The sequence below is a fragment of the [Scytonema hofmanni] UTEX 2349 genome, assembly GCF_000582685.1.
GTDB lineage: Bacteria > Cyanobacteriota > Cyanobacteriia > Cyanobacteriales > Nostocaceae > Hassallia > Hassallia hofmanni.
Genome location: NZ_KK073768.1, coordinates 3,155,403 through 3,182,260, shown reverse-complemented (window position 1 = coordinate 3,182,260; position 26,858 = coordinate 3,155,403). Strand labels below are relative to the sequence as shown.

Here is a 26,858-nt window from a genome sequence, read left to right as displayed (position 1 = left end):
TCTAGCTTTTCACAAAAACTTACTTTTTCCGAAAGCGGAATAGAGTTTTAATTTGACTTAAAGTTTGCTGCCAAGAACTTTTTTTGACCTTAACGGGGAAAATTGGTGGTGGCAATGATGGATTGAGATTGCGATAATACTCCCAAATTTCCCAATAAGGGCAACCAGGTTCAATCCGCATTCCTGCCCAGTGAAGAAAGTGTAGAGGTTGATTCAACTTAGAGTCTATAAGTATATGCCCTTGAGCTTGAAAATGAGGGCTACCTGCCCAATTTCCAGGTGCTTTACCAGGTCTATTGACTATATTAAATCGGCGCGGAACATGCTTTAAGACGAGATAGTTGAGAATAGGTTGATCGACAGTTGATAAATCAAAATATTCAGGATTATCTGCCACTTTCTTTAGCCCTTTCCAAACATCTTCTTCGGAAAAAACATGCTTTTTGGAAGCCCAAAAACCGCTATTAAAAACACCTTTTACCTCATAAGATGAGAAAATTTTATTTTCTATTATTGGTTGTTTAAAAACTTCATAAATGCCACTTAAATGTTGATAATCATAACAGACAAAATCATATTCTGTAAGATATTTGAGATTATCAATTATTTTCTCAAAAACAATGATATCTGTATCAATATACAGAAATTCCTCGAAAATTCCAAACCAGCAAATTAGCTTGCGAAGCAAATTCGGTCGTTCAAATAAATCTTGACCACAGATTTGATTAGCTTGCTCAGAAAACTTCTGAATAAATTCCAAGTCTTCATAAATATTTACTTGGGGAAAATTGCTAATAACTTCTGCGATCGCTTGATAGTTTTCATTGTATGGAATCATCACAATTGGCGTATCCTGGTCATAAAATCGGATACTGTTAATTAAAGCGATCGCATTATCCATCACGCGATCGTTGGCAACAATATAAATTCCGCGATTCATTTCTTATTCCTCAAGTTTTTAATCCTAACTTGTTGAAAACTCTCGTAGTTAAACTAGGAGGTGCATTGTAATATCTTGGCTTAGTTGTAAACTTTGGTCGCTTTTCTGGTTCATGTAAATAGCGATAGTGCAAGAAAATATCTCTATAGGGAAAATCAATATTTTCGCCGTTGCACACTCTATCAAATAGACTAGATGACAAACCAATATAATGCAGATAAGTAAGTTGGCTACCTTTGTCGTACAAAAGATTATCTCTTAACTCAAAGTGTTCGGAAGTAACTGCACAACCAGTTATTTCATTAGGAGGTAATTGCAACGATAAGTTATAAACTGGGATATTACATCGCATCACCATATAGTTCAAAACAGATTGATTTGGGGCTTTCATTAATAAGATTTCTGCTTCCCCGCTTTCTAATTTGGATACTATGTAATCCCGTTCTTCTGGGGTAAATAAACCCTTAGTTCCGGCATAAAAACCCGCACAGAAGATATCTGAACTTATGCGTTCTTTGCTGAAAATAGTTGATAATTTTTCAGATTCAGTATTGAAAATAAACGATGGATCTTTGTACTGAAAGTCATAAACAATTAGGGGATGAGTCTGCAATTTTTCAAAAACTAATTGCAGAGAATCTAAGACCAAAATATCTGCATCAAAATAGGCAAATTTGTCAAAGGGGCTATTGTTGTCAAAAGCGCAGTATCGACGATTCATGCCAATCCGACGCACTCCTTTAATGCCTTGTTCTTCCCAAACTTTTAAAGCAGTGGGATGTGTTTGCCACACTCGCAGAGAAAAATCTTCCCAACTTTTAAACAATTGGGCATCATTTAGCAGAGTGACATTTTTTCTAGTAGCGACTTCCGCACTAACTTTTTCAATATTGTCGTCGTAGGCAATTACACATACTGGAATATCTGTACCTACATTGACTTCAACACTATTAAGAAAAGCTACGAGTTGGTTATAAACTACATCGTTCGCGATTGTATAGATACCATTAGTCATGGAAATTTCCTGAATGTTTTAGGTAATTTGATTAACTGCGTTATCTAACCAGTTGAGCAGATTTAATTTGTGCAAAATAATTTGCCTAGCTTCAGCGATCGCTTCTTTAGCTGCGTACCAAGCATCAGGAGTAGACGTTACTTCCTGAATGTATGCCAAACCCTTTTCATCTATACTTGGTAGTCTTAAAAAGCTTCCTGGTGGCAATAATTTATCAGCAGCAGAACCACCATAATAAATTGGCAAACACCAAGCTAAAAGAGAATCCCAAAGCTTCTCACTCACATACCAATTATTGTCAGCATAATTTTCTATTGCCAAGTTGTAATAATAGGGAGCCATGCTATGCCATTTATTATTAACTTTGCCATTTCCCTGTGCCCAATCTGGTAAATCTCGTCCATATAAATCGAATACTAAACCGCTTTCTCGCAACATTTTTAAAAAGTTAAGACGTTGCTGATGATTTGCCGTGCGATCAATTCCCGATGTAATCCAACTGCAAGGACGAACCTTTTCTGGAGGTGGCATTTCGTTCAATTCTCTAAAGGAATTTGCATGATACCAAATAGCAGGCATATACTCAGGTATTGGTGCAAAATCATCGGGACCAGAGACATAATCGCAGTATTTAGAAGCGTTTTTGTAATCACTAATTCGCTTTTCTTTTAACTCTAAAAATGGTGGTTCTCTTACTATATAAAAGATTCTTTCTTTCGGTACTCCTCGTAGTAAACTTGTTATGTTTTCTTCTTGCTGTTGCTGCGGTATAAACTTATTCAACCAGCTTTTATTGGCAATAGGCTTAAAAAAGTCGCAGAAATTATATAACAAGAGAAAATCTGGTGCTGAGTTATTTGCTTGTATTTGAATATTTTTCCACTCACCAAATGCATTAGGGCTTTGATGCCAAAGCCAATCACTTTGGTTAATAGCTTGGTAGCTGGTAATCATGCCGATAGTTTTTTTTTCCATACTTTTAAATTACTAATTTTTTCAGTCATCTAATCTCAATTTATTGCTACTGGTCGCATAGAAGCATCGACATAGCTGAGAGTTTTTTGAATTCTATCTTCCCAAGAAAACTGTTTCCCAAAATTTATACTATCGGTGTAACCTTCTACTTTTCTCGGATATTTTTCTAATATTTGCTGGATACATTCAGCAAATTTATGCGGATTATCTGGTTCACACCAACCTGCTACTAAAGGTGTGTTTTTGAATTCCATTAAAGGTGGAATTTCTGTCACTGCAATGGGAGTTCCAGTAGCCATATATTGGAAAAACTTCACTGGATTCGTGAAATCGGCGGCTTCACCAGAACAGTGAGGATGTGCCAAAACATCCGCAGCTTGCATCAAGCTAACCAATCGTTCTCTTGGGAGAATCCAGCCTAAGAATTTAACGTTTGTGACATTTTTATCTTGAGCAATTTGTTGATATTCTTTGACTTGGGAATCTTTTCCACCTGTAATAGCAAACTGTATTTCTGGTAAATATTTTGCCGCATCAATTAAATCATCAATTCCTTTGAAGCGATACAAAGCACCAGAATAAACAACTAAATGCTTGCGTCCATCCACAAGTAATTCTTGACGCCATGCTTGTGCTTCTTCCGGTTGTCTTTGTAAAAATGCTTGACTAAACCCATTGTGCAGCCAGATAACTTTTTTTTCTGGCATTCCATATTTTATTAAGCTTTGTCTGATGATTTCTGACTGAGTTATTGCTAATTGAAAATATGGACTATTAACAATTTCTGGCTCAAATTGTTTGTCTTGGAAATAATGACGTTCGTAGATAACAGGAATCTGATTCTTTATGGCGAGTTTAACAAATTGCCAATCTTGAGTATGAACAATTTTGGCATGGGGTTGAATTTGCTTAGGAAAATAATACTTTGAGACTATTTCTTGAGTATTTAACCATCTTTTAGCTATGCGGTCAATGGGCCAGGGCAGAGGTAATGGTAAAATTTTTAGAGCTTCATCAACGTTGTAAAAATCGATGAATTCTTGATGTGGTTGTTTGGGTTCAGAAGGACGAATTAATTCTACGGGATTCAAACTAGCGTTGTGTTTATTTCCATAAATCAAAACTGTGGAATAACCTAAATTAGCTGCGGCATTTGCACAAAGAACATCATGAATTTGATGCGCCGTATTTGGCTGCATATTTAGTTCTCTAGCATAAAAAACGTATTTATTTTTTTGATTGGTATTTTGCATGAGTGTTAATTTTAGGTAATGTGGAAATATGTATTTACTTTTGATAACTGGTTTCAAAATCTTGGAGAGTGCCAAGTAGATGTACTGCGTCATCGTAGGCAGATTTGATAACTTTATATTCTTCGTTTTCTTGTTCTATTAAATCATCAGCTAGAGAACGAAGAGAATAGAGCATCGGATTGAGATGGGTACGGAATTCATTAGAGATATTGTTCAAAATATCTGGTGAGTTATTATCATTAACTAATGTTGATTGGCAGCTATTATGTAAGTTGAGCATGTCGTCAAAAACATCAACAGCGTTGAGAATTCTAAAAGCTGATTTGTAAGATTCTGCGATTAATTCCTGCCGTTCTTGGGGATTTTCTACCATATCATCAAGTATTAAGCGCAAGAAACCAATCATCGAATTAAGACGCGATCGCATTTCATGAGAAATCCGAATCAAGCTTTGATGAGGTTTGGTCTTCACTTGGGAGTGATCGCTAAATTGCATCGAGTACAAACGCGAATAGTAGCCATTTTTGCTTAACAGTTCTTGATGAGTTCCTACCTCAACAACACATCCTTGATCTAATACAGCAATTTGATCAGCTTTTTGGACTGTAGAAAGTCGGTGTGCAATTACTAAAGTAGTGCGATCGCGACTGAGATCGTCAATAGCGGTTTGCACCAAGCGTTCAGAAACGGTATCTAAAGCGCTGGTAGCTTCATCGAGAATGAGAATTTCCGGATTCTGCACTAATGCACGAGCGATCGCTAATCTTTGTCTTTGTCCACCAGATAACATCACCCCGCGATCGCCAATCATCGTTTCAAATCCCTGAGGCAATTTGCTGATAAACTCATAAGCATTTGCCTTTTGCGCTGCTGCAATAATTTCATCGACCGTAGCTTCCGGTTTTCCGTAAGCTATATTATTCCGCACCGAATCATTGAATAGAAACGTATCTTGACTAACAATTCCCATCGCTTTTCGTAAAGACGTAAGATTGAAGTCGCGCAGATCGGTTTTGTCAATGGTAATACTGCCAGATATCGGGTCATAAAATCTTGGTAAAAGGTCTGCAAGTGTTGACTTACCCGCACCCGAACCACCTACTAAAGCTAAAGTAGTACCACGCGGTAAAAATAAATCGACATCTTTCAACACCAATTTATCTTGATTGGGGTAAGAAAATGTGATGTTATGAAAATGCACTCCTTCCTCTAATTTTGTGTAGTTTAACTCACCCCTATTCATTAAAGGTTTATTATCGAGTCGTAAAAACTCTGTCACCATATCTACACTACCAGCGGTATTAGCAAATGCACTGCGAATAGTATTTAACTGAGAGATTAACGGCAAAAGTCGCAAAAGCACTAATAAATATGTAAAAATAACCGCTGAAAGTGACGCAATTTGTGATGCAAAAAAGGTACGACTTAAAAAGACAATTAGCAGTAAAGCCGTAATTCCCATCACCTCACTAACTGGTGCAATTATCTCAGAATTAGCCTGGGATTGGTACTCTGCTTTTTCGCGATCGCGAATTAGTTTTTTAATTCTTTGATATTCCTTCTCTTCATTCCCAGTTGCTTTGACTAAGCGAATTCCACTCAGGGTTTCTAGTGTACTGATTGAATAAGCTTTAGACATCTCTGACAATTGCTGACCAAACTTTTTAGAACGACCTATAGCATACTGATTAATCAGCATTACCAAAGACAGCAAAAACGTAGCAGCAATTGTCAATTGCCAAGAAATTGATAACAAGAAGCCAACAAAAACTAAAATTGTCATTCCGAGAATAACTAATTTAACTGCATTTCCTATAGCACTAGCAGCACGATTAATTTCTCCACCAAGACGGTTGATTAAATCACCAACTTTCATCTTGCTATAATAATCTATATCAACTTCTAGTAATAACTTTACTCCCGCTTCTCGCATATCTGATGTTAGCATCCGCGTTAAAGTGCTAGATGCTAAACTACTAGCATAAGTTGCAGAATTTTTTAAAATAATTGTCAATATAATTGCTCCTGCCATTAATGGTAATCTGTAATTTTCCGATACCTTATCAAAGGGATACATAATTACTTTGAGAATACCAGGAGCAGTGGTTAAATTCACTTCTTGTCCGACAATTTTTAAAATTACTGGTACAATTAGTGCTGTACTTATACCATTAAATAAAGCTCCAGAAAACCCCAGGATTATTGTTATAATAATCCAGCCCGGATAAGGTTTAGCAAATTTGATTAGTAGCTTATTGCCCAACATACTGTATGTATTTACTCTCAGAATATTACGTATTAATAATACCGTGAATGACACTTTTACATCCATGCACTACTAGATATTTTGCATGATGTTTCCTAAGGTAGCTGTCATTGCATCAATACTGTAGTATTCTACACATCTTTCTCTGGCTAGCTTTCCTCGCTCATTTGCTTCATCTAAATGCTGGAATATGTATTGAATTTTCTCGGCTATTTCAAGAGGGCAACTTGGCTCAACTAGATAACCAGTCTCACCTAAAATATCAGGAATATCTCCTACCCGTGTTGCTAAAACTGGCTTTGCCATTGCCATTCCATCGGTTAATTTTAATGGAAACTGAGCTAAAGCTGCTGGGGTATTTCGCTGGGGAACAACAATAACGTGCGCTGCTGCGACAATTGCAGGCATTTCTGTAGATGGATACTTTGGTAATTTAATTATCCAACGTCCCCATTTTTCAGTGAGTTCAGCATCATAGTTATCATAAGGGCTACCACCAACAATTACTAGTCTTAAATCTGGCTGATTTAGTTTATCTAATGCCATCAATACATCTTCAACACCTTTGTATGGTCTTGGCGCACCAGGAAACATTAAAATGCGATAGCCAGTAAGTCCATAACGTGTTCTGCTTTCTTCAGGATCGTAGTGTGAGGGATTAAATAGAGTAGTGTCTTTACCATTGGGCAAATAAAATCCACCAAATCGCTCTTTTAAAAAGTGGGTGTGAATTGTAATCGCATTAGCATTTTGTGTCATCCCTTCAATCCACTTTAAATAAAGCGGATGATCTGGATATCTAAGAGCACCATCTGATTTAAAAATGTCTCTACCAAATTGCTTAATTGAAGGGCGATATTGCCACTTATCTCCACCATGCCAACTTAATTCCCAGTCGTCTATATCTAAAATTACAGGTCGATGATTATTTAATTTTTTTAGCAAAGATAAACCGAAGGTTGTTGGTTTCGGTCGCATTGCATAAATAATATCACCATCAAGTTTTTTCAGAAGCCCAGAAGCTGATACTATAAATTTTGGATAGTTGTAGCCAACAAAGCTACTAACTGGAATTTCCGATTGAGGAATTACTGCTGGCTCGTCACCAAAAACAAATCCTAGAATTTCTACTTGATATTGAAGCTTTTGGAGTGCTTGAGCTAGTAAAAATGAACGAACACCTCCACCTCCCCACCTTCCTGCTCCAGCGCTCGATAGGTCACTGACAAGTATTGAAACTTTCAATTGAGTTTTGCTTTGCTGTAAACTCACAATACTTTACTGTTGTTAATGTGTGCAAAAAACTAGTAGATTCCTCACACCCTTGTTTTAAAATTAACATATAAATCTTGATTGTACGGAATCTCAATATTTTATGTTACTTACAATCAGAAAAATCAAAATCAATCTAACCTTACATATGCTACCTTTTCAAGAGAAAATTCACGGATAAATCAAACTTATTTTCCTGGTATATGAAAAATTATCAGTAAAATCACGGTAGCCAATCCGAAAAATATTATTACTAATTTTTGAATTTTAGCAATATTTATTCATATTTACATCCATCGTTTTAATTATTGTATTTATATTTAATTGACTTATTACTTATTATTATTAAAATTAATCATAAATGTGGCATATTATTTATCTTTTTGAGTCTTTACTTATAGATCAATACAGTTCAGTTAAGGTTTTTTTTGAGTTATTTGAGACCTGTAGAGACGCAAAATTGAACTTCGTCCCGCTTCGCTAACGCGTCTCTACACTCGTATTTTAGGCTTAACACCAACCGTATTGACTTATAGATAGATAAATAGCCACAATTATTTACGGATGCTACCAGTCAATTAATTTTAGCCGACCTGTCTGGATATGATCAAATACGCGATTAATTTGGCGACGGTCTCCTTCGCTGACATAGCCCTCATCAAATACCGTAGAGGTAAGCAGGATATGGTCTTGACGGCTCATCTTTCCTGAGCGGAGAATTCGATCCACAATCTTTTTCACAGCCAATTTACAATGATTATTAATGGCTGTGTACGTATAAGTTTGGTAATTCATATTCCTCTGGTTGGATGCAAAAAAAGAAATGGCAACATTTGCTCACCTTTTTTTTTTGCAAAAGGGAGCTGTAGAAGAATTAAAAGTTTATTAAAACTAACAGCTTAGAGCAAATATCTGTGATTTTTTTTGTTGGGATACTGAGGATTACTAGTATCTTTATAAAGAAAATAACTAGATAAATCTAACTTTGCGTTTACTACTCAATCCAGAGGAATTTTACGGAATTTTAGTATCTCTTAAGGTATACGCAAGCTATTTTTAATGAAAAATACGGTTGTAAATTATTATATTTTATGCGTTTGTGAAGCTATGGTTAAAAAATTATAAATAGTTAATATAGTTTGTGAAGGTAGAGCTGTCGCGGATAAGTGAAATATAGGATGAGGGAGGCTATTGTCATGCAGGTATTTCGTCTTGAGGCTTTATCAGACAATTACATCTTTTTGCTTTTCGATGCAAACCAAAATATCGCTGCTGTAGTCGATCCGGCGGAGGCTGAACCAGTATTAAAGCAACTTGCTAAACTAAACGCTAAGTTGGTGGCGATTTTTAACACGCATCATCATCAGGATCATGTTGGTGGCAATAAACACTTAATGCAAAAATTCCCGGAAGTGACGGTTTATGGTGGAGCCGAGGATCGGGGGAGAATACCAGGACAGCAAGTATTTCTTGTAGAAGCTTCGCAGGTTCAGTTTGCAGACAGAATCGGGGAAGTTATCTTTGTTCCCGGACATACCCGCGCTCACATCGCTTACTACTTTCCACCAGCACAACCAGGTGAAACGGGGGAGTTATTCTGCGGTGATACGCTATTTGCTGGAGGTTGCGGTCGCTTATTTGAAGGAACTCCTACACAAATGGTGGATTCCCTGAGTAAACTACGCTCTCTACCGGATGATACGCGGGTTTGGTGCGCCCACGAATACACTTTAAAAAATCTTCAATTTGCGCTGAGTGTAGATACAGAGAACGCCGATTTACAAAATAGATATGATGAAGTGAAGGCTTCCCGTAGTCGGGGAGAAGCTACTGTTCCTTCGCTACTGGGAGTGGAAAAGCGGACAAATCCCTTTTTACGTTGGGAGCAGCCGACGCTACAATTATCTGTTAAGAGTAGCGATCCAGTACAAACTTTTGCTCGTTTGCGGGGGATGAAAGATAAATTTTAGTTAGGAGTCAAGAGTCAAGAGTCAAAACTTTGGGCTGTGGACTGGTGGACTATTGACTTTGCTTTGTCGGGTAGAACTTTATTGTGACTAATGGTTGCGATCGCACCCTAGATGAAGCTAGGATCTGTAAGCTTTAAGCTATATGCTCTGATTAGCTTGTGGGAACACAGCTACAAATCATGTGAGTTACCCTGCCCAAAGCTAAGAACAGACAGATTTTACCGGAAAGAGAAAAAAGAAAAACGATGGCGAAACGCATACAGTTAGTTTTAAACCAAGATGTCAACAAGCTGGGAAAATCTGGCGACTTAGTAGAAGTTGCTCCTGGCTATGCTCGTAATTATCTGATTCCACAGAAGCTGGCAATTAATGCTACTCCTGGTATTCTAAAGCAAGTTGAACGCCGTCGCGAGGTGGAACGTCAGCGACAATTAGAACTCAAGCAACAAGCACTTGAGCAAAAAGCAGCTTTGGAAAAAGTTGCTAGCTTGAGAATTGCCAAGCAAGTTGGTGAAGGTGAGTCGATTTTCGGTACTGTCACTACTCAAGAAGTTGTTGATGCAATTAAAGAAAGTGCGGGGCTAGAAGTAGATCGGCGCGGTATTACTATACCTGATATTAGCCAAACAGGTACTTATAAAGCTGAAATTAAGCTGCATTCGGAAGTAACCGCGCAAATCGATATTGAAGTCGTATCTAACTAACAACTTTTTGTGAAACCACAGATGCACACTCTGTTAATTTGTGTGGATCTGTGGTTCGTCATTTGCTGTTGAGTGTTTAAGTGGGTGAAATTTCACTTAAAACAACCTAGTGAGCGGTTTACCGCTGAAATCAAAATTTTAAGGGATAGAGCCGCTTACTACGAAGGAATGTCCATTTACACCTGATTAAAAGGGATTTTGTCAGAGATATAAAATCCCCAATTTATATATAAAATAGTTTATGGCTGAAGAATTAAGTTTTCAAGGCGATGGAAGCGATCGCTTGCCACCCCAAAACATCGAAGCGGAAGAAGCGATTTTGGGGGGAATTTTATTAGACCCAGAAGCGATCGGACGAGTTAGCGAAAGTCTTATTCCAGAAGCTTTTTATATTAGCGCTCATAAAGACATTTATCAAGCCGCGCTGCGTCTTTTTGCTCAACGTAAACCCACGGATTTGCTAGCGGTAATCAATTGGCTAGCTGACCATAATATGCTTGCCCGCATTGGTGGCAGAAATAAATTAGCCTCTCTTGTAGATCGCACCGTTTCCGCTGTTAACATCGACGCTTTAGCATCGCTAGTAACAGAAAAATATCTGCGACGTCAGTTAATTAAAGCTGGTAATGAAATTGTCCATCTCGGTTTCGAGACAGAAAAAGAATTACCAATAGTTTTAGATCAAGCAGAACAGAAAGTTTTCAACGTAACTCAAGAACGTCCCCAATCAGGTTTAATTCACATTGCTGACACTTTAATTAATGCTTTTCAGGATATAGAAAATCGTCATCAAGGTATAGCTTTACCGGGTATTCCCTGCGGATTTTATGATTTAGATGCCATGACAACCGGCTTTCAGCGTTCTGATTTAATCATTGTCGCTGGCAGACCGTCAATGGGGAAATGCCTCAGTCATGATTCAGAAATCGTTTTAGCAGATGGACAAATTGCGACGATTGAAGAGTTATATCAGCAACGTCAAGGTTCATTATTAACCTTAAATGATGATTGGAAATTTATCTTTACCCAACCATCTGCATTTGTAGATGATGGTATTAAACCAGTTTTCCGCGTAACAACTTGCTTGGGTCGGGTAATTGAAACCACAATTACTCACCCATTTTTAACTATTAAGGGTTGGCAAAGATTAGAAACTCTGCAAGTTGGTGATAAGATTGCAATTCCTCGCAAAATAAATGTGTTTGGGACAGAAACTATCCGCGAGTGCGAGGTCAAATTGTTAGGTTATTTGATTGGTGATGGTGGTTTAACTAACAGCACTCCCAGATTTACAAACAGCAACCCATTATTGCAAACAGATTTTTCCCAAGCAGTAATTGAATTTGGTGGTTTGTCAGTAGGATGGGAAAATTCCCAAGGCAAACGGACACCATCATTGTGTGTTCGAGGAGATTTAGAATTTATTGCTACTCAAAGACAGCTTTTTGCCGAAAGTCTCAAAATGGCTATTCGCTCTCGTTCATTATCTGCTAAACAATTGAGTTATGAACTAGGAGTAACTTCATCTTTACTTTGTATGTGGCAAAAAGGAGAGTGTGTACCAAAGTATGACACTTATCAGCTATTATGTAAAACTCTGGAAATGGAGTCAGAAGAATTTGCACCTCATGGATTTGCTAGTATTAGAAAGTCTAGTAAAAATGCTTTGACAATTTGGTTAGAAAAATTAGGTTTATGGGGTAAAGATGCTCATACTAAAACTATCCCAGCCATTGTCTTTAAATTAGAAAAAGCACAACTTTCCTTATTCCTCAATCGTCTATTTGCAACCGATGGATGGGCTACTTTACTTGCAAGCGGTCAATCGCAATTAGGCTACTGTACTGTCAGTGAAAAATTAGCCAGACAAATACAACATTTGTTATTGCGATTTGGAATTATTGCCAGTCTCAAAAAAGGCTCTGTAAAATATAAAGATACTCGCAGACAAGCTTGGCAACTAGATATTACTGATGCCCAGAGTATCAAAACTTTTATCTCAGAAATTGGTATTTTTGGCAAAGAAGAGGCATTAGCAAAAGTCTCAGATGCAATAGCTCAAAAGAGATATCAAACAAATAGAGACCTTATCCCTGTAGAAATTTGGGAACAGATAGCAGCAGCTAAAGGTAATGAACCTTGGACTATTTTAGCTCAACGTGCCGGAATTAAAGGGTATTCAAATATCCATGTAGGCAAACGTGCTTTATCACGAGAAAGACTGTGGATATTAGCAACTACTTTAGAAGATTTACCACTTCAGCAGTTAGCCGCGAGTGATGTTTATTGGGATGAAATTGTTTCTATCGAGTCAGTTGGCAATAAACAAGTTTATGATTTGACAATTCCTGAAACACACAATTTTGTTGCCAATGATATCTGTGTTCACAATACCGCTTTCTGTCTGAATCTGGCTCAGAATGTTGCTAGTTCTTATAAATTACCAGTTGCTTTTTTCAGTTTAGAAATGTCAAAAGAGCAATTAGCGCAGCGATTATTAGCTAGTGAAGCGAGAATTGAAAGTGGTTATTTGCGGAGTGGACGCATCAGTCAAGCTCAGTGGGAACCTTTAAGCCGTGCTATTGGTATGCTCTCAGAAATGCCAATTTATATTGACGATACGCCGAATATTACAGTTACACAAATGCGGAGTCAAGCGCGACGTTTGCAAGCAGAACAAGGAACAGAATTGGGATTAATTGTCATAGATTACTTGCAATTAATGGAAGGTGCCGGCGATAATCGCGTACAAGAATTATCGAGAATTACGCGCAGTCTCAAAGGTTTGGCTCGTGAATTAAGTGTGCCTGTTATTGCTTTATCTCAGTTGAGTAGAGGTGTCGAAGCGCGTACTAATAAGCGTCCGATGTTGTCTGATTTGAGAGAATCGGGTTCCATCGAGCAAGACGCCGATTTAGTTATTATGCTTTACCGAGATGAATATTATACGCCAGATACACCCGAACGCGGTGTGGCTGAAGTGATAATTGCTAAACACCGCAATGGTCCGACAGGAACTGTGAAACTTTTGTTTGACCCGCAGTTTACTAAGTTTAAAAATTTAGCTAAACAAGGTAATTATTGACCATCAGGTTCAAAAATTTAGCCAGGTCAAATAATTATTAAAACATTATTAAATGCTTTGGCAAGAACCAATAAAAAAATGCCTAGCTCTTTGCTTGAACACTAAGAGTGTTGTTATAACAAGGTTAAAGCTGTAAATAAACTAAAAGTATAAATTATGAATATCCAACTAAAACCTGAACTAGAGCAAATTATCGAAGCGCAAATTGCTACAGGTAGATATGCGGATGCGGAAGAAGTTCTTAGTAAAGCCTTAAAGCTGCTATTAGAGTGGGAAAAAGGTTATCAGCACTGGGTAGAAGAAACACGACAAAAAGTTGAGATTGCGATTGTTCAGTTGGATAAAGGAGAAGGTATTGATGGGGAAGTTGTAGTTGAGCAACTACGGGAAAAATTGCGTCAAGCGAGAGAAAAGCAAGGATGAAACAACATATTATCTCTCCAGAAGCAAGCCAAGATTTGTCGGAAATTATTGATTATTTTGCTAGGATAAATATTGATGCTGGAGAGCGTTTTGTTGATGAGTTTGATAAAAAGTGTAAATATTTAGCTAATTTTCCCAATATGGGACGGAGCTATGGAAATATTAAACCTGATTTAAGGGGCGTTCCTTTAGATGATTATATTATTCTTTACCGAGTTATAAACAGTGAAGTTGAAATTGTGCGTGTAATTAGTGTTTATCGAAATTTAGAGTCTTTATTTACAGAATAATACGAGTAAGTTTTTTATTAAAGGTTAGTAGTTGGTTGAATTTCCTACCAACTACCAACTACTAACAACTAACAACTAACCATTACCCAACTTCCAACAACTCCACATCAAAAAGCAGGGTAGCGTTAGGAGGAATGACACCACCAGCACCACGGGCACCATAACCTAACTCTGGGGGGATGATTAATTTGCGACGACCGCCTACTTTCATAGTGCTAAGTCCTTCGTCCCAACCTTTGATGACTTGTCCGACACCAAGTTTAAAATCGAAGGGACGTTTGCGATCGCGTGAACTATCAAACTTTGTACCATCTTCTAATGTGCCGATGTAGTGTACTGTCACTTTTTGTCCGGTTTTAGGAGTATCACCAGTCCCCTCTACTATTTCGACGTACTTCAATCCAGAGGGGGTAGTGACGACTTTTTCATCAGCCATAGTTTTGCTCGCTATCAAGGTATTGTTTTCAGTTACAGTAGTGGACGCTGGTGTAGTTTGAGTTAAAGATGAAGCAACAAATGTATCTTGTTTTGCCCCAACTTTAGCCAATACTAAAACCACTACACAGACCAGCATGAAACCCACACTAAGTAAAATTGCTTTCATTCATCAGTCCTCCCTACATACGTAGTCTCAGATTCTTGTTTACCAGTAGGACAAAACTTAGTTTAAATCAGAAAGCGCATCCTAACGCCAGAGTTTATTTTCTAAATCGCGAATTTGACGCTCTAGACGATCAATTCTACCGCGTAGTTCGTCCACTTCTGACTGGCGAGCAACACCAAAATCCTGCATCATATTTCGCATTTGCCGTTGCATGTTGCCCTCAAAGTTGCCCTGTTCGGACTTTAACTGCTGTGCAATATCATCGATTACGGCTTTGGCTTGTTCCGGATTGAGCTTGCCATCTTTGACCAAATCATCGCCCACTTGCTTGAGTTTGTCTGCTACCAAAGAGGTTGTACCAATACCAACCATTAATAATTGTTGCACCCAATTGTTGTTGTCCATATTTTTTTCCTATTACTTTTTTTAAAGGAGCCAATTCTTGGTTTTGTGTGTAACTAATTAAAGCTATGCTGAAAGCAAGCGCTATTTTAGCCTACAACTATATTTTGGCAAATTTGCACTATTATACAAGGAATAAAAGGTGTGGTTATCGAACTACTAAAGGTGAAAATCCCGCCCGAACTGCGAGAAAAATGTATCCAGAAGGATGCAGAAATTTGGACAGCAGCGCTGGCTAAGTATCCAGGATTTATGGGTAAAGAGGTTTGGATCAACCCCAACGATCCTACAGAAGTTGTGCTAATAATTCGTTGGCAAACTCGCGAACATTGGGACGCTGTACCCGAAGCAGATTTAAAGGCGATCGCTTTGAAGTTTGACGCAGCAATGGGAAAATCTTATCCTATTGTGGAGTCTAGTGAATATCAAGTGCGGAAATTTCCCCATTCCTAAAATCTGTGCCTCTACTAGAAGAGAAAATCGTTATAATATCATGTTCGAGTTTTACAAAAAACCAGCCATGTTATTTAATCTGCCGAGGTACTTGCCCTCTGCTGAAGAACTACCCGACTCTGACGAAACACCTGTGGATAACGAACTGCAAGAATTAATACCAGGGTTGTTGAAAGCAATACTGCTGATACTTTGGTCAGAGCGCATGGACTGGTTTTTTGGCGTAGATATGGGTATTTATTATCACCCCGATAAGCCGCCGATTGTGCCAGATGGATTTCTCAGCTGATTAAGACTTTCTTTGTAAGGCTTAAACAAATTTTTGCTCAAATTTATACATTAAATCTATCCGACCTTTACGTAACATTGCTGGGTCTAATCTTTCAGTTGTGTTGCAAGTCATCAAAATGACCAAACGCTGTTGCATTTGAATACCAGATTCATCAATTACACTTTGGTATAATGTGCCATCCAACAAGCTGAGAATGTGTTCCGTTTTATTATTGTATTGCGCTACTTCGCTGGCACGGTCTTGTGCTAAGTTATCAGCTTCGTTGATAATAATACAAATTCTTTCTAAATATGTGGGTGGGACAAAGTTAGCGATCGCATCGTGATCTAAAATAAAAATCACATATCCTAAAGGCACAAGAATTTCTTTGGCTACAGCTTGCGTCCATACGGTTTTACCTGTACCTGGTTCCCCGTGTACTAAAACTGCTAGCTGCTTTTGATTGAGAACTGCTTGTTGTACTGAATCTGTAAAACTTTGGATATCTTCGGGAAAAGTCCGAATGGGAAATTGACTGTGAACCTTACCCACACGACTTTGATATCCACTCAACATCATTGCTAAGTCGAAAGTTGCTTTATTAATTAATGGTGTTAAAGTTCTTGCCATTAAAGTATATTGTCGTCTTCCGCGATCGTAAGGGTCAATTTGCAACCAAACATCATGCCCAGACCAGTAAGCATAAACTGTATTTATCACATCTAAGCGTTCCCAATTAACAAATCGGTTAACCGGAAAATAAAAATCTCTTTCTAAATAATATTGGGTAATAATATCTGGACGACCTAATAATTCTAAAACTCTTAATACAGTAATTTCTTGAAGTCTATTAAGAACGTAATCAATAGGGATACTGTTGCGGCTCACAAATTGAACGATGGGCGTTTCTGTACTTAAAACATCTTTGTAGCGATGATCTGGTGAGTTAGGTTCAGGTGTGATGTAATTCCAAAGTTTTTCTATTTCGTAGCGCGTATTATCAGAAACAACATTTAATATATTAGCCCACCAAGCATAATTAGTCCGTCCCAAATTATCAGCAATATTACTTGCTAAGTTCAAACTTTTTTGAGTTAATTCCCCTGCATCAGTATACAACAAATGCCACAGAAATCCCCAGTCAAACTCTCGGTTAAATGGTCGCCAACCGCTAGCTAATAAGCTTTGACGATTGTTATTCGTTGGAGTCCCTTCATTTTGTCTATAATAATCAAAATCCATATTTTAATTTGTGCGGCGGTGGTTAAGTTGTTCTGTTGTAATCTAGGAGATGGGAAAAAACTTTTCTTGTAATATAACTTACATCTTGCACTATGAACGCCGACTTACTTAAAACCTCCGCGCACTTGACAGGGGTCATGGAGGAGCCTGCGTTAGTATAGCCGAGCCACTGCAAAAAAAGTGAGCCGACACTCACGCATGTGGCATCTAGGCTTAAGCGCAGCTAGGGCAACTAGGTGCTTTCTAATTATAGTAATTCTTCCGACGATATTACTCTGCTATTTCTGATTAATGTAGTTCAGTTCCATCTTGACGAAGTAGATAGCGATCGCTGATTAATTTCAGCACTACTCTACCGATTATGGCGTGCCTTCTCTCAACTATTGGTTGCACAACAACACCTTCCATCATACAATTTGGACTTGTGACACTATCAGCATTATTGAACTGAGACACAACGACATAACTGTAAGCACCAATATAAAGTAAAGGCACTCTCGGTAGATTATACTCTTCACAAAAATCCACAAATTCACTGTAATTTAGGAATTTTCCATCACTACGTACAGCAAATAAAGCAATTTTAATTTTGCCATTGTTCAAGCCATATTTAATATCTTGTACGCCGTAGATTTTCCCAAAAATCTGAGTATTTACTGGGACTTTATGCAAAGCTTCATTTTCGTTGTATGCTCTGATGTAAACTAGAGTTTTATTCGCTTCGTTATTTTTCCAAAAGTAATTGTGACTGCCAATTTTTATGATGCCTTCAGCATCAACTAAGACGGTGAAGTTAGTTCCGTGTAACTTCTCTGTGACTACTATTTCTTCACCTTCTATCAGCACATCTTTGTAACGTTTTAAATTCTCTGGGCTGGGGAATTTGTAATGTCCAATCGGACTTTCCATTTGTCCACTCATTCCGCGAGGAATCGGATATTCGTATTTAGTTACACCAAAATATTCTGTGCAATCATCTCCGACGTTTCCCGTAAAGTTATCACCTACAGGTATGAGCAAACCTTCAGAAAAAATTCCTCTCAGTTTAGCTGCACGCAGTTTTTTAGAGTAGTAGTTGCGAATGCCAAATTTATCTAAAAATTGTTCTGGAATTACACTATCAATTGGAAAGTAAAATGCTAAATCTCCACTCTTTAAGTTACCTTTGGCGGTGATAACTTGATATGCCATCCCTTCAACTGTAACGATGTCTAACCTATCAGCATTGGGATGAGGATTAACGCTGCTTATTTTGACTACTTCAACTTTAAATATGCTCATGGTTCACCTCATGGTTGAAAAGGGATTTTAGAAAGAATAAATTAAATAAATTTACTTTCTTTCTAAGTTAAAACCTTTGCCAAAAATTGAACGTCGCAGAGCATTTTCAGCAATCGAAGGTTTGAATGCTTGATATACAAAAAATCTTTCATTGTCGAAGGCAGCAATTATTTCTTGTCGCATTATGTGCTTGACTATCTGTCATTTGTTTAAAAAAATCGCAACCATTAACTATCAGATTTCCAGCTAGCTTGAATATCAGACGTTTTTCAATTCGGGGACGAATAATTTTTACTTTGATATTTTCTAGTTTATTAGCTAAGTCATCTTGCGCCATTTCTGCAAGTATTACGACAGTATATCTGCGATCGCTAACCAGTCATGTGGCTAATGTGTGAAACTTTTGTTTATCGCCATCTTTATACTACATATGTAATACAAAAGTGTCAAGGGGGTGGATGGTAATTTTTACAAGCTGGTATCCCAGCAAAAAAGAAAAAAGGACTGAAGTCTGTACTACAAAGTAGGCTAATCTACTTATTCTGGGATTGTTAATTTTCTTTAATGAAAATGTATTCCGTTGTTACAATATAAAAGTATTATTAATTTTCTTAGTATTTTCTGACCAAAATGCTATCATCCTTTACATTTATCTCATATAATCAAGAAGTGTCCGATCGCTTTGTCAGTTAGATATATTCTTTCCTCGTGCATGTGTTAAGTGGGCAAAGATTATCAGCTTTTAAGATCGAAACTGCGAGCCAGTCTTGAATGAGCGCTTTAGGATCGCTCTCTTGAGTGCCTCCGCTGTTGGCTGTTATAACAGGTCATGAATTTCAATATAATCTTCTGGAGAAGATATGGATTTGGCACGTTCTTTCATTGGTCAAGAAAATAAGACCAACTATCCGCAGCCGTTGATTTTGGCAGTGGAAGACAACGATGATAATTTAGTACTGATTACCTATACTCTGGAATCACTTGGTTGTAAACTGATTTGTCAAAAAGACAGTTCTTCAACGCTACTTATAGCGAAAGAGTATCAGCCAGACTTAATACTGATGGATATTTTGTTACCTGGTCTGAGTGGTATCGATGTTGTACATTATCTCAAAAAAGAATCGTTAACTTGTAAGATTCCGGTGATAGCAGTTACAGCTTTAGCAAGTCCGGAGGAACGAGAACGCATCCTCATGGCAGGCTTTGATGATTATATCAGCAAGCCTTACATGATTGAAGATTTTGAAGCGCTGATTTGCTCTTTCTTGAGTAAAAAGCTAAATCCGGAATCATGTTTTGACCTACAGTAAAAGTAGTTTATTCAGATGTCTCACTATGGCTTTTATCTGTTGTCTTTTTTTTGATATTGGAAGTTAAAGGGGAATTGCGGATATTTGGCGTATCCGTGAGTAAAGCTATAATTCCTGTGCGTCCTGTCTCTAGTGTGGCATCACTAAGTAATTCAACTACCTCAACATTTAATATATTTTCAATTAGTGTTTTGAGTTGAGGTTGAATTGCTTCATCTAAATCAGATCGTACTTGTTGTGCAAGTTTTTCACGACCAGTTTGTGCTAGTAACTGCTCTGGTTGAGTGATAGAATTTTCCAGAATGATGGTAAGATTGCTATCCGATAACTGACAGGTAACTTTACTCGGCTGATGTCCTAGTTGCTCGCGGTACAAAGCTTGGATACGCTGTGCGAGTGTTCTTTGAATTTGTCCACGGGTTGGGTTTGATGTTGTCGTCATGTGTTGTTTGCGGTAAAGATTTAGACAACTACGAATAAGCCAGAAATTATTGATGACTTTCTGAGTTATCAGCAGTAGTGAACTCTTACGATGTAACTAAATTGAGAACTTCAGTTGTAAGTAGATGGGCATAAATAAACCATCCTTAAGGTAGTAACGGCTGAAGCCGTTAAAATCTTTAGCGACGAGGGGTAAACCGCTCACTACGAATCAAGAGAGTACTTGAGGTTTAATTTTTCCCACTCACTTAACTGTCCTCATTATAGTAATAGCCACTGCCAAAAATCAGCGTCCAAATGTAGTATTTCCCACTACCTTTTTATCCCTCTCTTGGTTTATTCGATTAGTAATTTTAGATATAGCTAATGACTAATTGCTCAATTGACTTTGCTTTGGTAAGCGTACAGTAAATACACTTCCTTTACCTAATTCAGAGAAAACCTCAATCGTTCCTCCATGTGTTTCAACAATCAGACGGGATAAATGCAGTCCCAAACCGCTACCGGCGCGTTTATTTCTCCCTTGACGAAAGCGCTCAAAAATTGTTGTTTGGTCTTCGGCAGCTATGCCATATCCAGTATCTTCTATTTCAATTGTTACCAAATTTTTATCGTTATTCTGTGCGGATTCAGAAATGCGAGTTTCTATCCCTCCTGTATCTGTAAACTTGATGGCATTACCGATTAAGTTGCTAAAAACGCGCCGAAATTCTAAGCGATCGCCTGTAACTATACCAGGATTTTCACTTACTTTTTCTAATCCGCTAGTATCGACTTTTAGAGTTAAGCCTTTATCGTTAGCAATTGGATTTAATTCTTCAACTACTTCAATTAGCATTTCTGGTAAATTGCAAATTTCGGAATTTAAGGTCTTTTTACCAGCCTCAAACCGATAAACTTCTAGCAGATTGTTCACCATCTGCGTCAAGTTATGGTTACTGCGAATCATCACAGCGATCGCTTGTTTCATTTCTGGTGAAATCTTGCAGAAAATCTCTTGCTGAAACAAATTCAACATTCGATCCGATGCTACTAACGGAGTTCGCAAATCATGGGTCATCCGCGATACAAAGTCTTCTCGCTGACGTGCCATTTTTTGTTGTTCGTCAAGACTGTGTTTTAGACGTAGAAGCGATCGCACTCTTGCTAGTAACTCATCTGTATCAAATGGTTTTCTAATAAAATCATCCGCTCCCGCATCCAAACCTTCAACAACGCTAGATTCAGTAAAAGCTGTAATTAGCAGAATCGGGATATAAGGCAATTGTGGGTTATTACGTATGCGTCGTGTGACTTCATATCCATCTATCCCCGGCATCATCACATCAAGCAAAATCAAATCTGGTGGTGATTCTGCAATTTGCTGCAAAGCAGTTATTCCATCTGCCACTAAATCTATCTCAAATCCTTCGCTTTCTAAAATTGTCTCAACGAGGATGAGATTATCTGGAGTGTCATCAACAGCGAGAATACGGTCAATTTTTAAACTTTCAACAACAGACATGACGTAACCGACTTTTTTCAAAGGAATTTTATCGTTTTTCGTTTCAGTATCTCGGCGATGCTTTGGTTTGCGGAGGATACTCAGAATTTTGATTATCTTGATTATTTAATTTAGGTTCTGTGAGATTTTGGTCTTTGTTCAATAATGATATTTGACGTGGTATTTCAATGCGAAACATTGAACCATGACCCAACTTACTTTCAATAATAATTTTGCCGTCCATCATTTGCACTAGTGAATCTATAATTGCCAAACCCAGACCTGTACCGGGATATTTCCGGGTGGTGCTTTGATCGACTTGCTTAAATGCTTCAAAAATATGTTTTAAATCTTCGGCAGCAATACCAATACCTGTATCGCGAATGGCGATCGCTATTTGATTTGCTCCTATTTCTTTAATATCGATCCAAATAGAGCCAGACTCTGTAAATTTAATCGCGTTTGAAAGCAAATTCGTGATAATTTGTCGCACACGCAATGAATCATTAAACAGCATCGGGTTTTGCAACTGATTTTGAACCAGCACCGTCAGTTTTTTGGCTTCTGCTAGAGAACGCATTTCTGCGACTGTGGCATTAACTATCTTTGATAAATCAAAGATTGCTGGCTTTAACTCTAGATGTCCGGCTTCTAAATTAGAAAAATCGAGAACTTCGTTCAGCAACACTAGTAAATTTTTGCCATTATTTAAGATTCGTTGTACCATATCTTTCTGCCCAGGCGTAATTTCCCCAGCCTTGGGACGCAGCAATAATTGCGAAAACCCGATGATAGCATTTAGGGGCGTCCGCAATTCATGAGATATTGTGGCTAAAAACTGAGTTTTTAGACGCGATGCTTGTAATAATTTCAGGTTTTGTAACTGAATTTGTTGGCGTTGTTTTTCAAGTTCATAATTTTTCCGAATCAGTTCCTCGTTAGTTTCTCGGATCTGTCTGTCTGCCAAGGCTATCTGCATTTCTGCGCGATAAACCCGGATGGCATTCCGCAGAACTTGCGCCAGAATTTCTGGGGATATTCTAGACTTAGACAGGTAATCAGTAGCACCAGCTTTCATTAGTTCCACAGCGATTTGCTCATCTCCTTGATCGGTGAGAACTACTAAGGGAACTTTGATTTTTGCTCTTCGTATTCTTTGGATCAGCGTTAACCCATCTTGGTCTGGTAGATGATAGTCGAGAAAAACGCAGTCATAACTATTATTGTTTAGGGCAGCGATCGCACTTTCACAGTCTTCGACTTCCGACAGTTCCATCCGCACATCGGCTTTTGTCAGAGCGCGACGCACAGCCATGCGATCTACTGTGTCATCGTCTACTAGCAAAATTGAGAGCGTTTCTTCCATCGGCTTGAGTTATCGCTTTCAAATAAAGGTTTATGTATAACATTTCTATTTTCAAATCCCTGATATGGAATTTTATCTTTATATATTTATTTTAAATTTTTACATTGGCACTAACTGATAACTGTTAACCTTTAACCAATCTAAAAGGCAAAATCTACCTAATGATAATTTTTTTATAGCATTTCACTTTGTCATCCACCACTAGTAGTATATTATTCACGCTTTTTGGCATTTCCTTGGATATAATTTAGCAACATCAGAAATTATACTTTAGTATGTTTACTCGAAATCGCCTTGGACGATAATAATTAATTATTCGCGCTTTCACTGCTAACAATACAACTATTAGCAATTATTCCATTCCGAATGATTATCTCTAAGGAACTATTTTGGAAACAGCGTATCATAAAATACAGCATCATCCAACTCAACCCAATTATAGATAAATAGGCGATCGCCTGTCCTCACCCATTGGTGAGAGTTATATATGAACTTTTGTAGATAGAAACTTTCATGGGAATGAGCGTATTTTGATGAAAGTTTCGATCTGTTCGCGTAGCGTTCGGTACAGGGTACGTAGGAAGCAATTGGGCGAATAGAATTCGCTACTACACAAACGTAGGGACATAGCATTGCTATGTCTGTATGTCTTTTCTACTAAAGAGTGTCTATTGAGCAATTTTGAATTCACTCCGCCGCTTTCCCCTTCTTTATTGGTTTATGAGTCATGATGAAGAAGATGTACAAGTTTAAGTTCGCCTTAATATTTCACAATTATTCGTAAAATAGCTATATATCCCAGGCTAGATTTTTGCTTTTATGCAAAAATAAAAAGAAAAAGATAAAGCAATTATTTCTATCGGTGGATGCAAGTTGGTAAAAAAATCATCTATCTTAAGTTTTCAAATTAAGATAAATTGATTGTAAAAGGTCGTAACTTCATATATATAATCAGGAAAAAGTGGGTATAGCTATGAGCGAAATTAAAATAGTTCTCATTGAAGATCATGATTTAACAAGAATGGGACTACGGGCAGCATTACAGTCTCATAGCGGACTTGAAGTGATTGGCGAAGCGGCAAATGCTACCCAAGGACTGAAACTTTTGCAAACCACTAAGCCGGATGTGGCAGTTGTGGATATTGGTTTGCCGGACATGGATGGAATTGAACTCACCAGAAAGTTTAGAAGTTTCCAAGAAGAGACAAAAGACCAAGCAACGAAGATCCTCATCCTGACAATGGAACATTCAGAGGATGCGGTGCTTGCGGCTTTTGCGGCGGGTGCAGACTCATATTACATGAAGGATACGAGCATTGATAGATTAATGGAAGCGATCCAAGCGACTTACGAAGGTAACTCGTGGATCGATCCAGCGATCGCTAATGTTGTATTGCGGCAAATGCGGCAAGGTTTGCCAGAAGATAACCCACAGTCAAGTCAGCCAAAGACTGTCAAAATTGAAGCGCTAGAGACTGAATACGAGCAAGTTTTAGAAACCTATCCCCTGACTCAACGAGAATTAGAAATCCTAGAGTTGATTGTTGCAGGTTGTAGCAACGGGCAGATTGCCGAAAAACTCTATATTACAGTTGGGACAGTTAAAACCCACGTTCGCAACATCTTAAACAAACTCTGCGCTGATGACCGTACTCAAGCAGCAGTTCGCGCTTTGCGTTCCGGTTTGGTAGCATAATCGCAATTACAGATATTGTAGAGACGTTCCAATACGGTTCGGTTAAGGTGCATAGTCTTTAAAGATCCCCCTTAATCCCCCTTAAAAAGGGGGAAATGGAGCCATTCTTAGCCCCCCTTTTTAAGGGGGGTTGGGGGGATCGAGTTTTATCCGAACCGTATTGAGAGACGTTCCACTGGAACGTCTTTACCCCAACCGATTTTGCAAGCATTCGGCAATACGTCGTGCTGCCCCAGGTTTACCCATGCGTCGCAAACCATTATCAGCGATCGCTTGAAGTTTATCTGGATCGTTAAAAAGCGATCGCACAACTTGACCAACTTGGGCGGCTTGCTGTACTAAAATCAGAGATGAACCCAACAGACGGCTTTGTGCTTCCGCAAACACAGGGTTATATTGAGGACCATTTCCCGGAATGGCGATCGCACTTTTTCCCAAACCGATAAATTGTTCTGTGGCTGTCCCTGCCATTGCGATCGCTAAATCTCCTAAATGCAAGCAGTCGTTATAAGCTTGTTGAGTCAAAATCAGATATGCATTGTTTGATTTAAAAGTCAAGGAATTTTTATCAGAAATTTGCACAGGTGATTCAGAGTGAGGATGCCAGCCTTGAAATTGTAGAGATTGACATAAAATGTTCAAGTCTAAGCTGGATGCGATCGCACCTAAAAACACCATAATTTGAGTCTGTGAAAGGTAATCGCGTTTCGAGAAACTTTCCATCACTGAAGAAACTGCAACCATAATTTGTTGCCAATTCGCATAAGCTTCTGGTGGACGAGAACCAGGTAAAAGAGTTACAATCAACGGACGAATTATTTCTTGTTGTTCAGCATCACCACGATACAATCGTCCTTGAGGAAAGCTCGGTTCAAGTCCATCCATCATCGGATTCCCCAAATCAAAAGCCGGAATAGACCACTTTTTTAAGATTTCCGTGGTTAGCGAATCTCTGGGAAATATCGCTTTGCAGTGGGGACGACTCATCAACCAACGTTCCCAAGGATGGTAAACTGAACCGGAAAAACTTTCCCAACGTGCAGCTTTTGATTTGCGTTGCAGTAACCCAACTTCATCCCGCACGTAATATTCTGACTTTGCCGTGCCGATAAAAGCATAATTAGCACCGCTCGCCCAAGCAAACAACAGAGGTACAATATCCCCTACAGCTAAAATAGCACTTTTATGACCTGATTTCTTTTGCAAATTTACCCAAGCACGTATAGCTTTAATTTGACTCAGAGTAAGTTGCAGTAAACCACCGCGTACATCTCGCACTAATTGCCGTCCATCCATGTAAATAAACCCACCAGAAGGCATGGTGCGTACTGAACCAATTAAGGGAATATTTAACTGTTGATAAGCATATCCTTCACCCACTATAGGCAAAGCGAAGATATCTGGAGGGTTGGATAGTTGCTGAAGTTCTTGCAAAATGCGGACAGCAATTACATCCTCTCCATGACCATTACTTAAAACAAGTAAATGCAAGGCAGAAGTTGTAGCCGGCGAATTTAAAGCTAGGGATAACCTAGGTAGATCACTCATAGGAGAAACAAAAACTCATAATTAACTGTCGTTTGGGCAAGAGGGGTGAATGGGAGTATCAATCATCGGCGTGGAAGCTGGAAGTTAGTATTATTCCCATTGCCTAACCTCAGTAAAAAAGTACAAACTAACTCCCAGGTAATCAGGCTAAAAACATGCAAGTTTCTTCTGCGGCAATTTTGACTTTAGCTACCTTAGCGACTAGCAACACTACTGAAGCAATAGCTGCACCTTCTATAACTCCCACTCAGCCAGAAAAAGTCGGCTTAGTAGTGCCGGTGACTCAAGAAAATACACCTGCACCAATCAAAGCGTACACGCAAAACGGGTTTTCGCAAGACATCGCATCTCCAGAAACGATAGTTGTCCAACAATTTTCCCAAACTCCGGCTAATAATAATTCAATAGTACCAACACAAGAGGTTGGAATAGGGGGACAAGGGGACAAGGGGACAGGGGGACAAGGGGGACAAGGGGACAAGGGGACAAGGGGACAAGGAAAGATTTTTCCTTCATCCCCAGTGGTAATAATCCCCCCCTCTTCCACTCCCCCACTCCCCCCCTCCTC

General features: G+C 38.5%; 26 protein-coding genes and 2 pseudogenes. 10 read left to right on the top strand and 18 right to left on the bottom strand.

Going from position 1 to position 26,858, the window contains the following annotated elements; all coding sequences use genetic code 11:
• Positions 1-19: 19 nt before the first annotated feature.
• From TOL9009_RS0119210 to TOL9009_RS0119180, 7 genes are all read right to left on the bottom strand, one after another.
• Positions 20-940 (bottom strand): Npun_R2821/Npun_R2822 family protein, encoded by a 921-nt coding sequence (locus TOL9009_RS0119210; protein ID WP_029634225.1) that lies wholly within the window; start codon positions 938-940, stop codon positions 20-22.
• Positions 941-950: 10 nt separating this feature from the next.
• On the bottom strand, positions 951-1,955 hold the full coding sequence (locus TOL9009_RS0119205; protein WP_029634224.1) for an Npun_R2821/Npun_R2822 family protein: 1,005 nt from the start codon (positions 1,953-1,955) through the stop codon (positions 951-953).
• Positions 1,956-1,973: 18 nt separating this feature from the next.
• A complete protein-coding gene (locus TOL9009_RS0119200; RefSeq protein WP_029634223.1) occupies positions 1,974-2,930 on the bottom strand; it encodes a glycosyltransferase family 10 domain-containing protein in 957 nt (318 codons plus the stop codon).
• A gap of 35 nt (positions 2,931-2,965) precedes the next feature.
• A complete protein-coding gene (locus tag TOL9009_RS0119195) occupies positions 2,966-4,183 on the bottom strand; it encodes a glycosyltransferase (RefSeq protein ID WP_029634222.1) in 1,218 nt (405 codons plus the stop codon).
• Positions 4,184-4,217: 34 nt separating this feature from the next.
• Positions 4,218-6,449, bottom strand: a complete 2,232-nt coding sequence (locus TOL9009_RS0119190) for an ATP-binding cassette domain-containing protein (RefSeq protein ID WP_029634221.1) — start codon at positions 6,447-6,449, stop codon at positions 4,218-4,220.
• A 72-nt stretch (positions 6,450-6,521) separates the two neighbouring features.
• Complete coding sequence (locus TOL9009_RS0119185) at positions 6,522-7,721, bottom strand: glycosyltransferase family 4 protein (protein ID WP_029634220.1); 1,200 nt, start codon at positions 7,719-7,721, stop codon at positions 6,522-6,524.
• 567 nt (positions 7,722-8,288) lie between these two features.
• Positions 8,289-8,462 carry a hypothetical protein gene (locus TOL9009_RS0119180; protein ID WP_398344895.1) on the bottom strand — a complete coding sequence of 58 codons (174 nt, stop codon included), beginning with the start codon at positions 8,460-8,462 and terminating at the stop codon, positions 8,289-8,291.
• Between the two features lie 455 nt (positions 8,463-8,917).
• Here TOL9009_RS0119180 and gloB point away from each other — a divergent pair, with 455 nt between their 5' ends.
• From gloB to TOL9009_RS0119155, 5 genes are all read left to right on the top strand, one after another.
• Positions 8,918-9,691, top strand: coding sequence for a hydroxyacylglutathione hydrolase (gloB, locus tag TOL9009_RS0119175; RefSeq protein WP_029634218.1), 774 nt, complete (start codon positions 8,918-8,920; stop codon positions 9,689-9,691).
• Positions 9,692-9,936: 245 nt separating this feature from the next.
• Positions 9,937-10,395 carry a 50S ribosomal protein L9 gene (gene rplI, locus TOL9009_RS0119170; RefSeq protein WP_029634217.1) on the top strand — a complete coding sequence of 153 codons (459 nt, stop codon included), beginning with the start codon at positions 9,937-9,939 and terminating at the stop codon, positions 10,393-10,395.
• A 241-nt stretch (positions 10,396-10,636) separates the two neighbouring features.
• Positions 10,637-13,480: a replicative DNA helicase gene (gene dnaB, locus TOL9009_RS0119165; RefSeq protein WP_029634216.1), complete on the top strand. Its 2,844-nt coding sequence runs from the start codon at positions 10,637-10,639 to the stop codon at positions 13,478-13,480.
• 156 nt (positions 13,481-13,636) lie between these two features.
• Positions 13,637-13,903 (top strand): ribbon-helix-helix domain-containing protein, encoded by a 267-nt coding sequence (locus TOL9009_RS0119160; protein WP_029634215.1) that lies wholly within the window; start codon positions 13,637-13,639, stop codon positions 13,901-13,903.
• Positions 13,900-14,193 carry a type II toxin-antitoxin system RelE/ParE family toxin gene (locus tag TOL9009_RS0119155; RefSeq protein ID WP_029634214.1) on the top strand — a complete coding sequence of 98 codons (294 nt, stop codon included), beginning with the start codon at positions 13,900-13,902 and terminating at the stop codon, positions 14,191-14,193. The genes TOL9009_RS0119160 and TOL9009_RS0119155 overlap by 4 nt, the downstream gene beginning before the upstream one ends.
• Positions 14,194-14,275: 82 nt before the next feature.
• Here the strand turns inward: TOL9009_RS0119155 and TOL9009_RS0119150 are convergent, their stop codons facing one another.
• Complete coding sequence (locus TOL9009_RS0119150; RefSeq protein WP_029634213.1) at positions 14,276-14,797, bottom strand: FKBP-type peptidyl-prolyl cis-trans isomerase; 522 nt, start codon at positions 14,795-14,797, stop codon at positions 14,276-14,278.
• Between the two features lie 81 nt (positions 14,798-14,878).
• A complete protein-coding gene (locus TOL9009_RS0119145; protein WP_029634212.1) occupies positions 14,879-15,202 on the bottom strand; it encodes a phasin family protein in 324 nt (107 codons plus the stop codon).
• 141 nt (positions 15,203-15,343) lie between these two features.
• On the opposite strand from TOL9009_RS0119145, the gene TOL9009_RS0119140 reads away from it, so the two are divergent.
• Complete coding sequence (locus tag TOL9009_RS0119140) at positions 15,344-15,652, top strand: TIGR03792 family protein (protein WP_029634211.1); 309 nt, start codon at positions 15,344-15,346, stop codon at positions 15,650-15,652.
• A gap of 67 nt (positions 15,653-15,719) precedes the next feature.
• A pseudogene (locus tag TOL9009_RS0119135) lies at positions 15,720-15,938 on the top strand (hypothetical protein); the annotation flags it as partial.
• 24 nt (positions 15,939-15,962) lie between these two features.
• Here the strand turns inward: TOL9009_RS0119135 and TOL9009_RS0119130 are convergent.
• The 4 genes from TOL9009_RS0119130 to TOL9009_RS49475 all read right to left on the bottom strand — a co-directional run bounded on the left by TOL9009_RS0119130 (position 15,963) and on the right by TOL9009_RS49475 (position 18,783).
• On the bottom strand, positions 15,963-17,165 hold the full coding sequence (locus TOL9009_RS0119130) for an AAA family ATPase (protein ID WP_029634209.1): 1,203 nt from the start codon (positions 17,163-17,165) through the stop codon (positions 15,963-15,965).
• 288 nt (positions 17,166-17,453) lie between these two features.
• A complete protein-coding gene (locus tag TOL9009_RS0119125; RefSeq protein WP_029634208.1) occupies positions 17,454-18,446 on the bottom strand; it encodes an RNA ligase (ATP) in 993 nt (330 codons plus the stop codon).
• A 51-nt stretch (positions 18,447-18,497) separates the two neighbouring features.
• On the bottom strand, positions 18,498-18,629 hold the full coding sequence (locus TOL9009_RS48455; RefSeq protein ID WP_221928647.1) for a DUF4291 family protein: 132 nt from the start codon (positions 18,627-18,629) through the stop codon (positions 18,498-18,500).
• Positions 18,595-18,783, bottom strand: coding sequence for a hypothetical protein (locus TOL9009_RS49475; protein WP_029634207.1), 189 nt, complete (start codon positions 18,781-18,783; stop codon positions 18,595-18,597). Before TOL9009_RS49475 ends, TOL9009_RS48455 begins: the two co-directional genes overlap by 35 nt.
• A 523-nt stretch (positions 18,784-19,306) precedes the next feature.
• Between TOL9009_RS49475 and TOL9009_RS0119115 the strand changes: the two genes are divergently transcribed.
• Positions 19,307-19,756, top strand: a complete 450-nt coding sequence (locus tag TOL9009_RS0119115) for a response regulator (RefSeq protein WP_029634206.1) — start codon at positions 19,307-19,309, stop codon at positions 19,754-19,756.
• A gap of 7 nt (positions 19,757-19,763) precedes the next feature.
• Here the strand turns inward: TOL9009_RS0119115 and TOL9009_RS0119110 are convergent, their stop codons facing one another.
• The 4 genes from TOL9009_RS0119110 to TOL9009_RS45845 form a co-directional block, all read right to left on the bottom strand.
• Positions 19,764-20,198 (bottom strand): DUF2294 domain-containing protein, encoded by a 435-nt coding sequence (locus TOL9009_RS0119110; RefSeq protein WP_029634205.1) that lies wholly within the window; start codon positions 20,196-20,198, stop codon positions 19,764-19,766.
• 369 nt (positions 20,199-20,567) lie between these two features.
• A complete protein-coding gene (locus tag TOL9009_RS0119105) occupies positions 20,568-21,701 on the bottom strand; it encodes a sensor histidine kinase (RefSeq protein WP_029634204.1) in 1,134 nt (377 codons plus the stop codon).
• Between the two features lie 43 nt (positions 21,702-21,744).
• A complete protein-coding gene (locus TOL9009_RS39725) occupies positions 21,745-23,046 on the bottom strand; it encodes an ATP-binding response regulator (protein ID WP_051502952.1) in 1,302 nt (433 codons plus the stop codon).
• 384 nt (positions 23,047-23,430) lie between these two features.
• Positions 23,431-23,679, bottom strand: a complete 249-nt coding sequence (locus TOL9009_RS45845; protein ID WP_144238276.1) for a hypothetical protein — start codon at positions 23,677-23,679, stop codon at positions 23,431-23,433.
• 340 nt (positions 23,680-24,019) lie between these two features.
• On the opposite strand from TOL9009_RS45845, the gene TOL9009_RS0119095 reads away from it, so the two are divergent.
• Positions 24,020-24,742, top strand: coding sequence for a response regulator (locus TOL9009_RS0119095; protein WP_029634203.1), 723 nt, complete (start codon positions 24,020-24,022; stop codon positions 24,740-24,742).
• 186 nt (positions 24,743-24,928) lie between these two features.
• Here TOL9009_RS0119095 and TOL9009_RS0119090 read toward each other — a convergent pair whose 3' ends face one another.
• Complete coding sequence (locus TOL9009_RS0119090; RefSeq protein WP_029634202.1) at positions 24,929-26,290, bottom strand: lipid-A-disaccharide synthase-related protein; 1,362 nt, start codon at positions 26,288-26,290, stop codon at positions 24,929-24,931.
• A 155-nt stretch (positions 26,291-26,445) separates the two neighbouring features.
• Between TOL9009_RS0119090 and TOL9009_RS47465 the strand changes: the two are divergent.
• Positions 26,446-26,858 (top strand): annotated as a pseudogene (locus TOL9009_RS47465) (hypothetical protein); the annotation flags it as partial.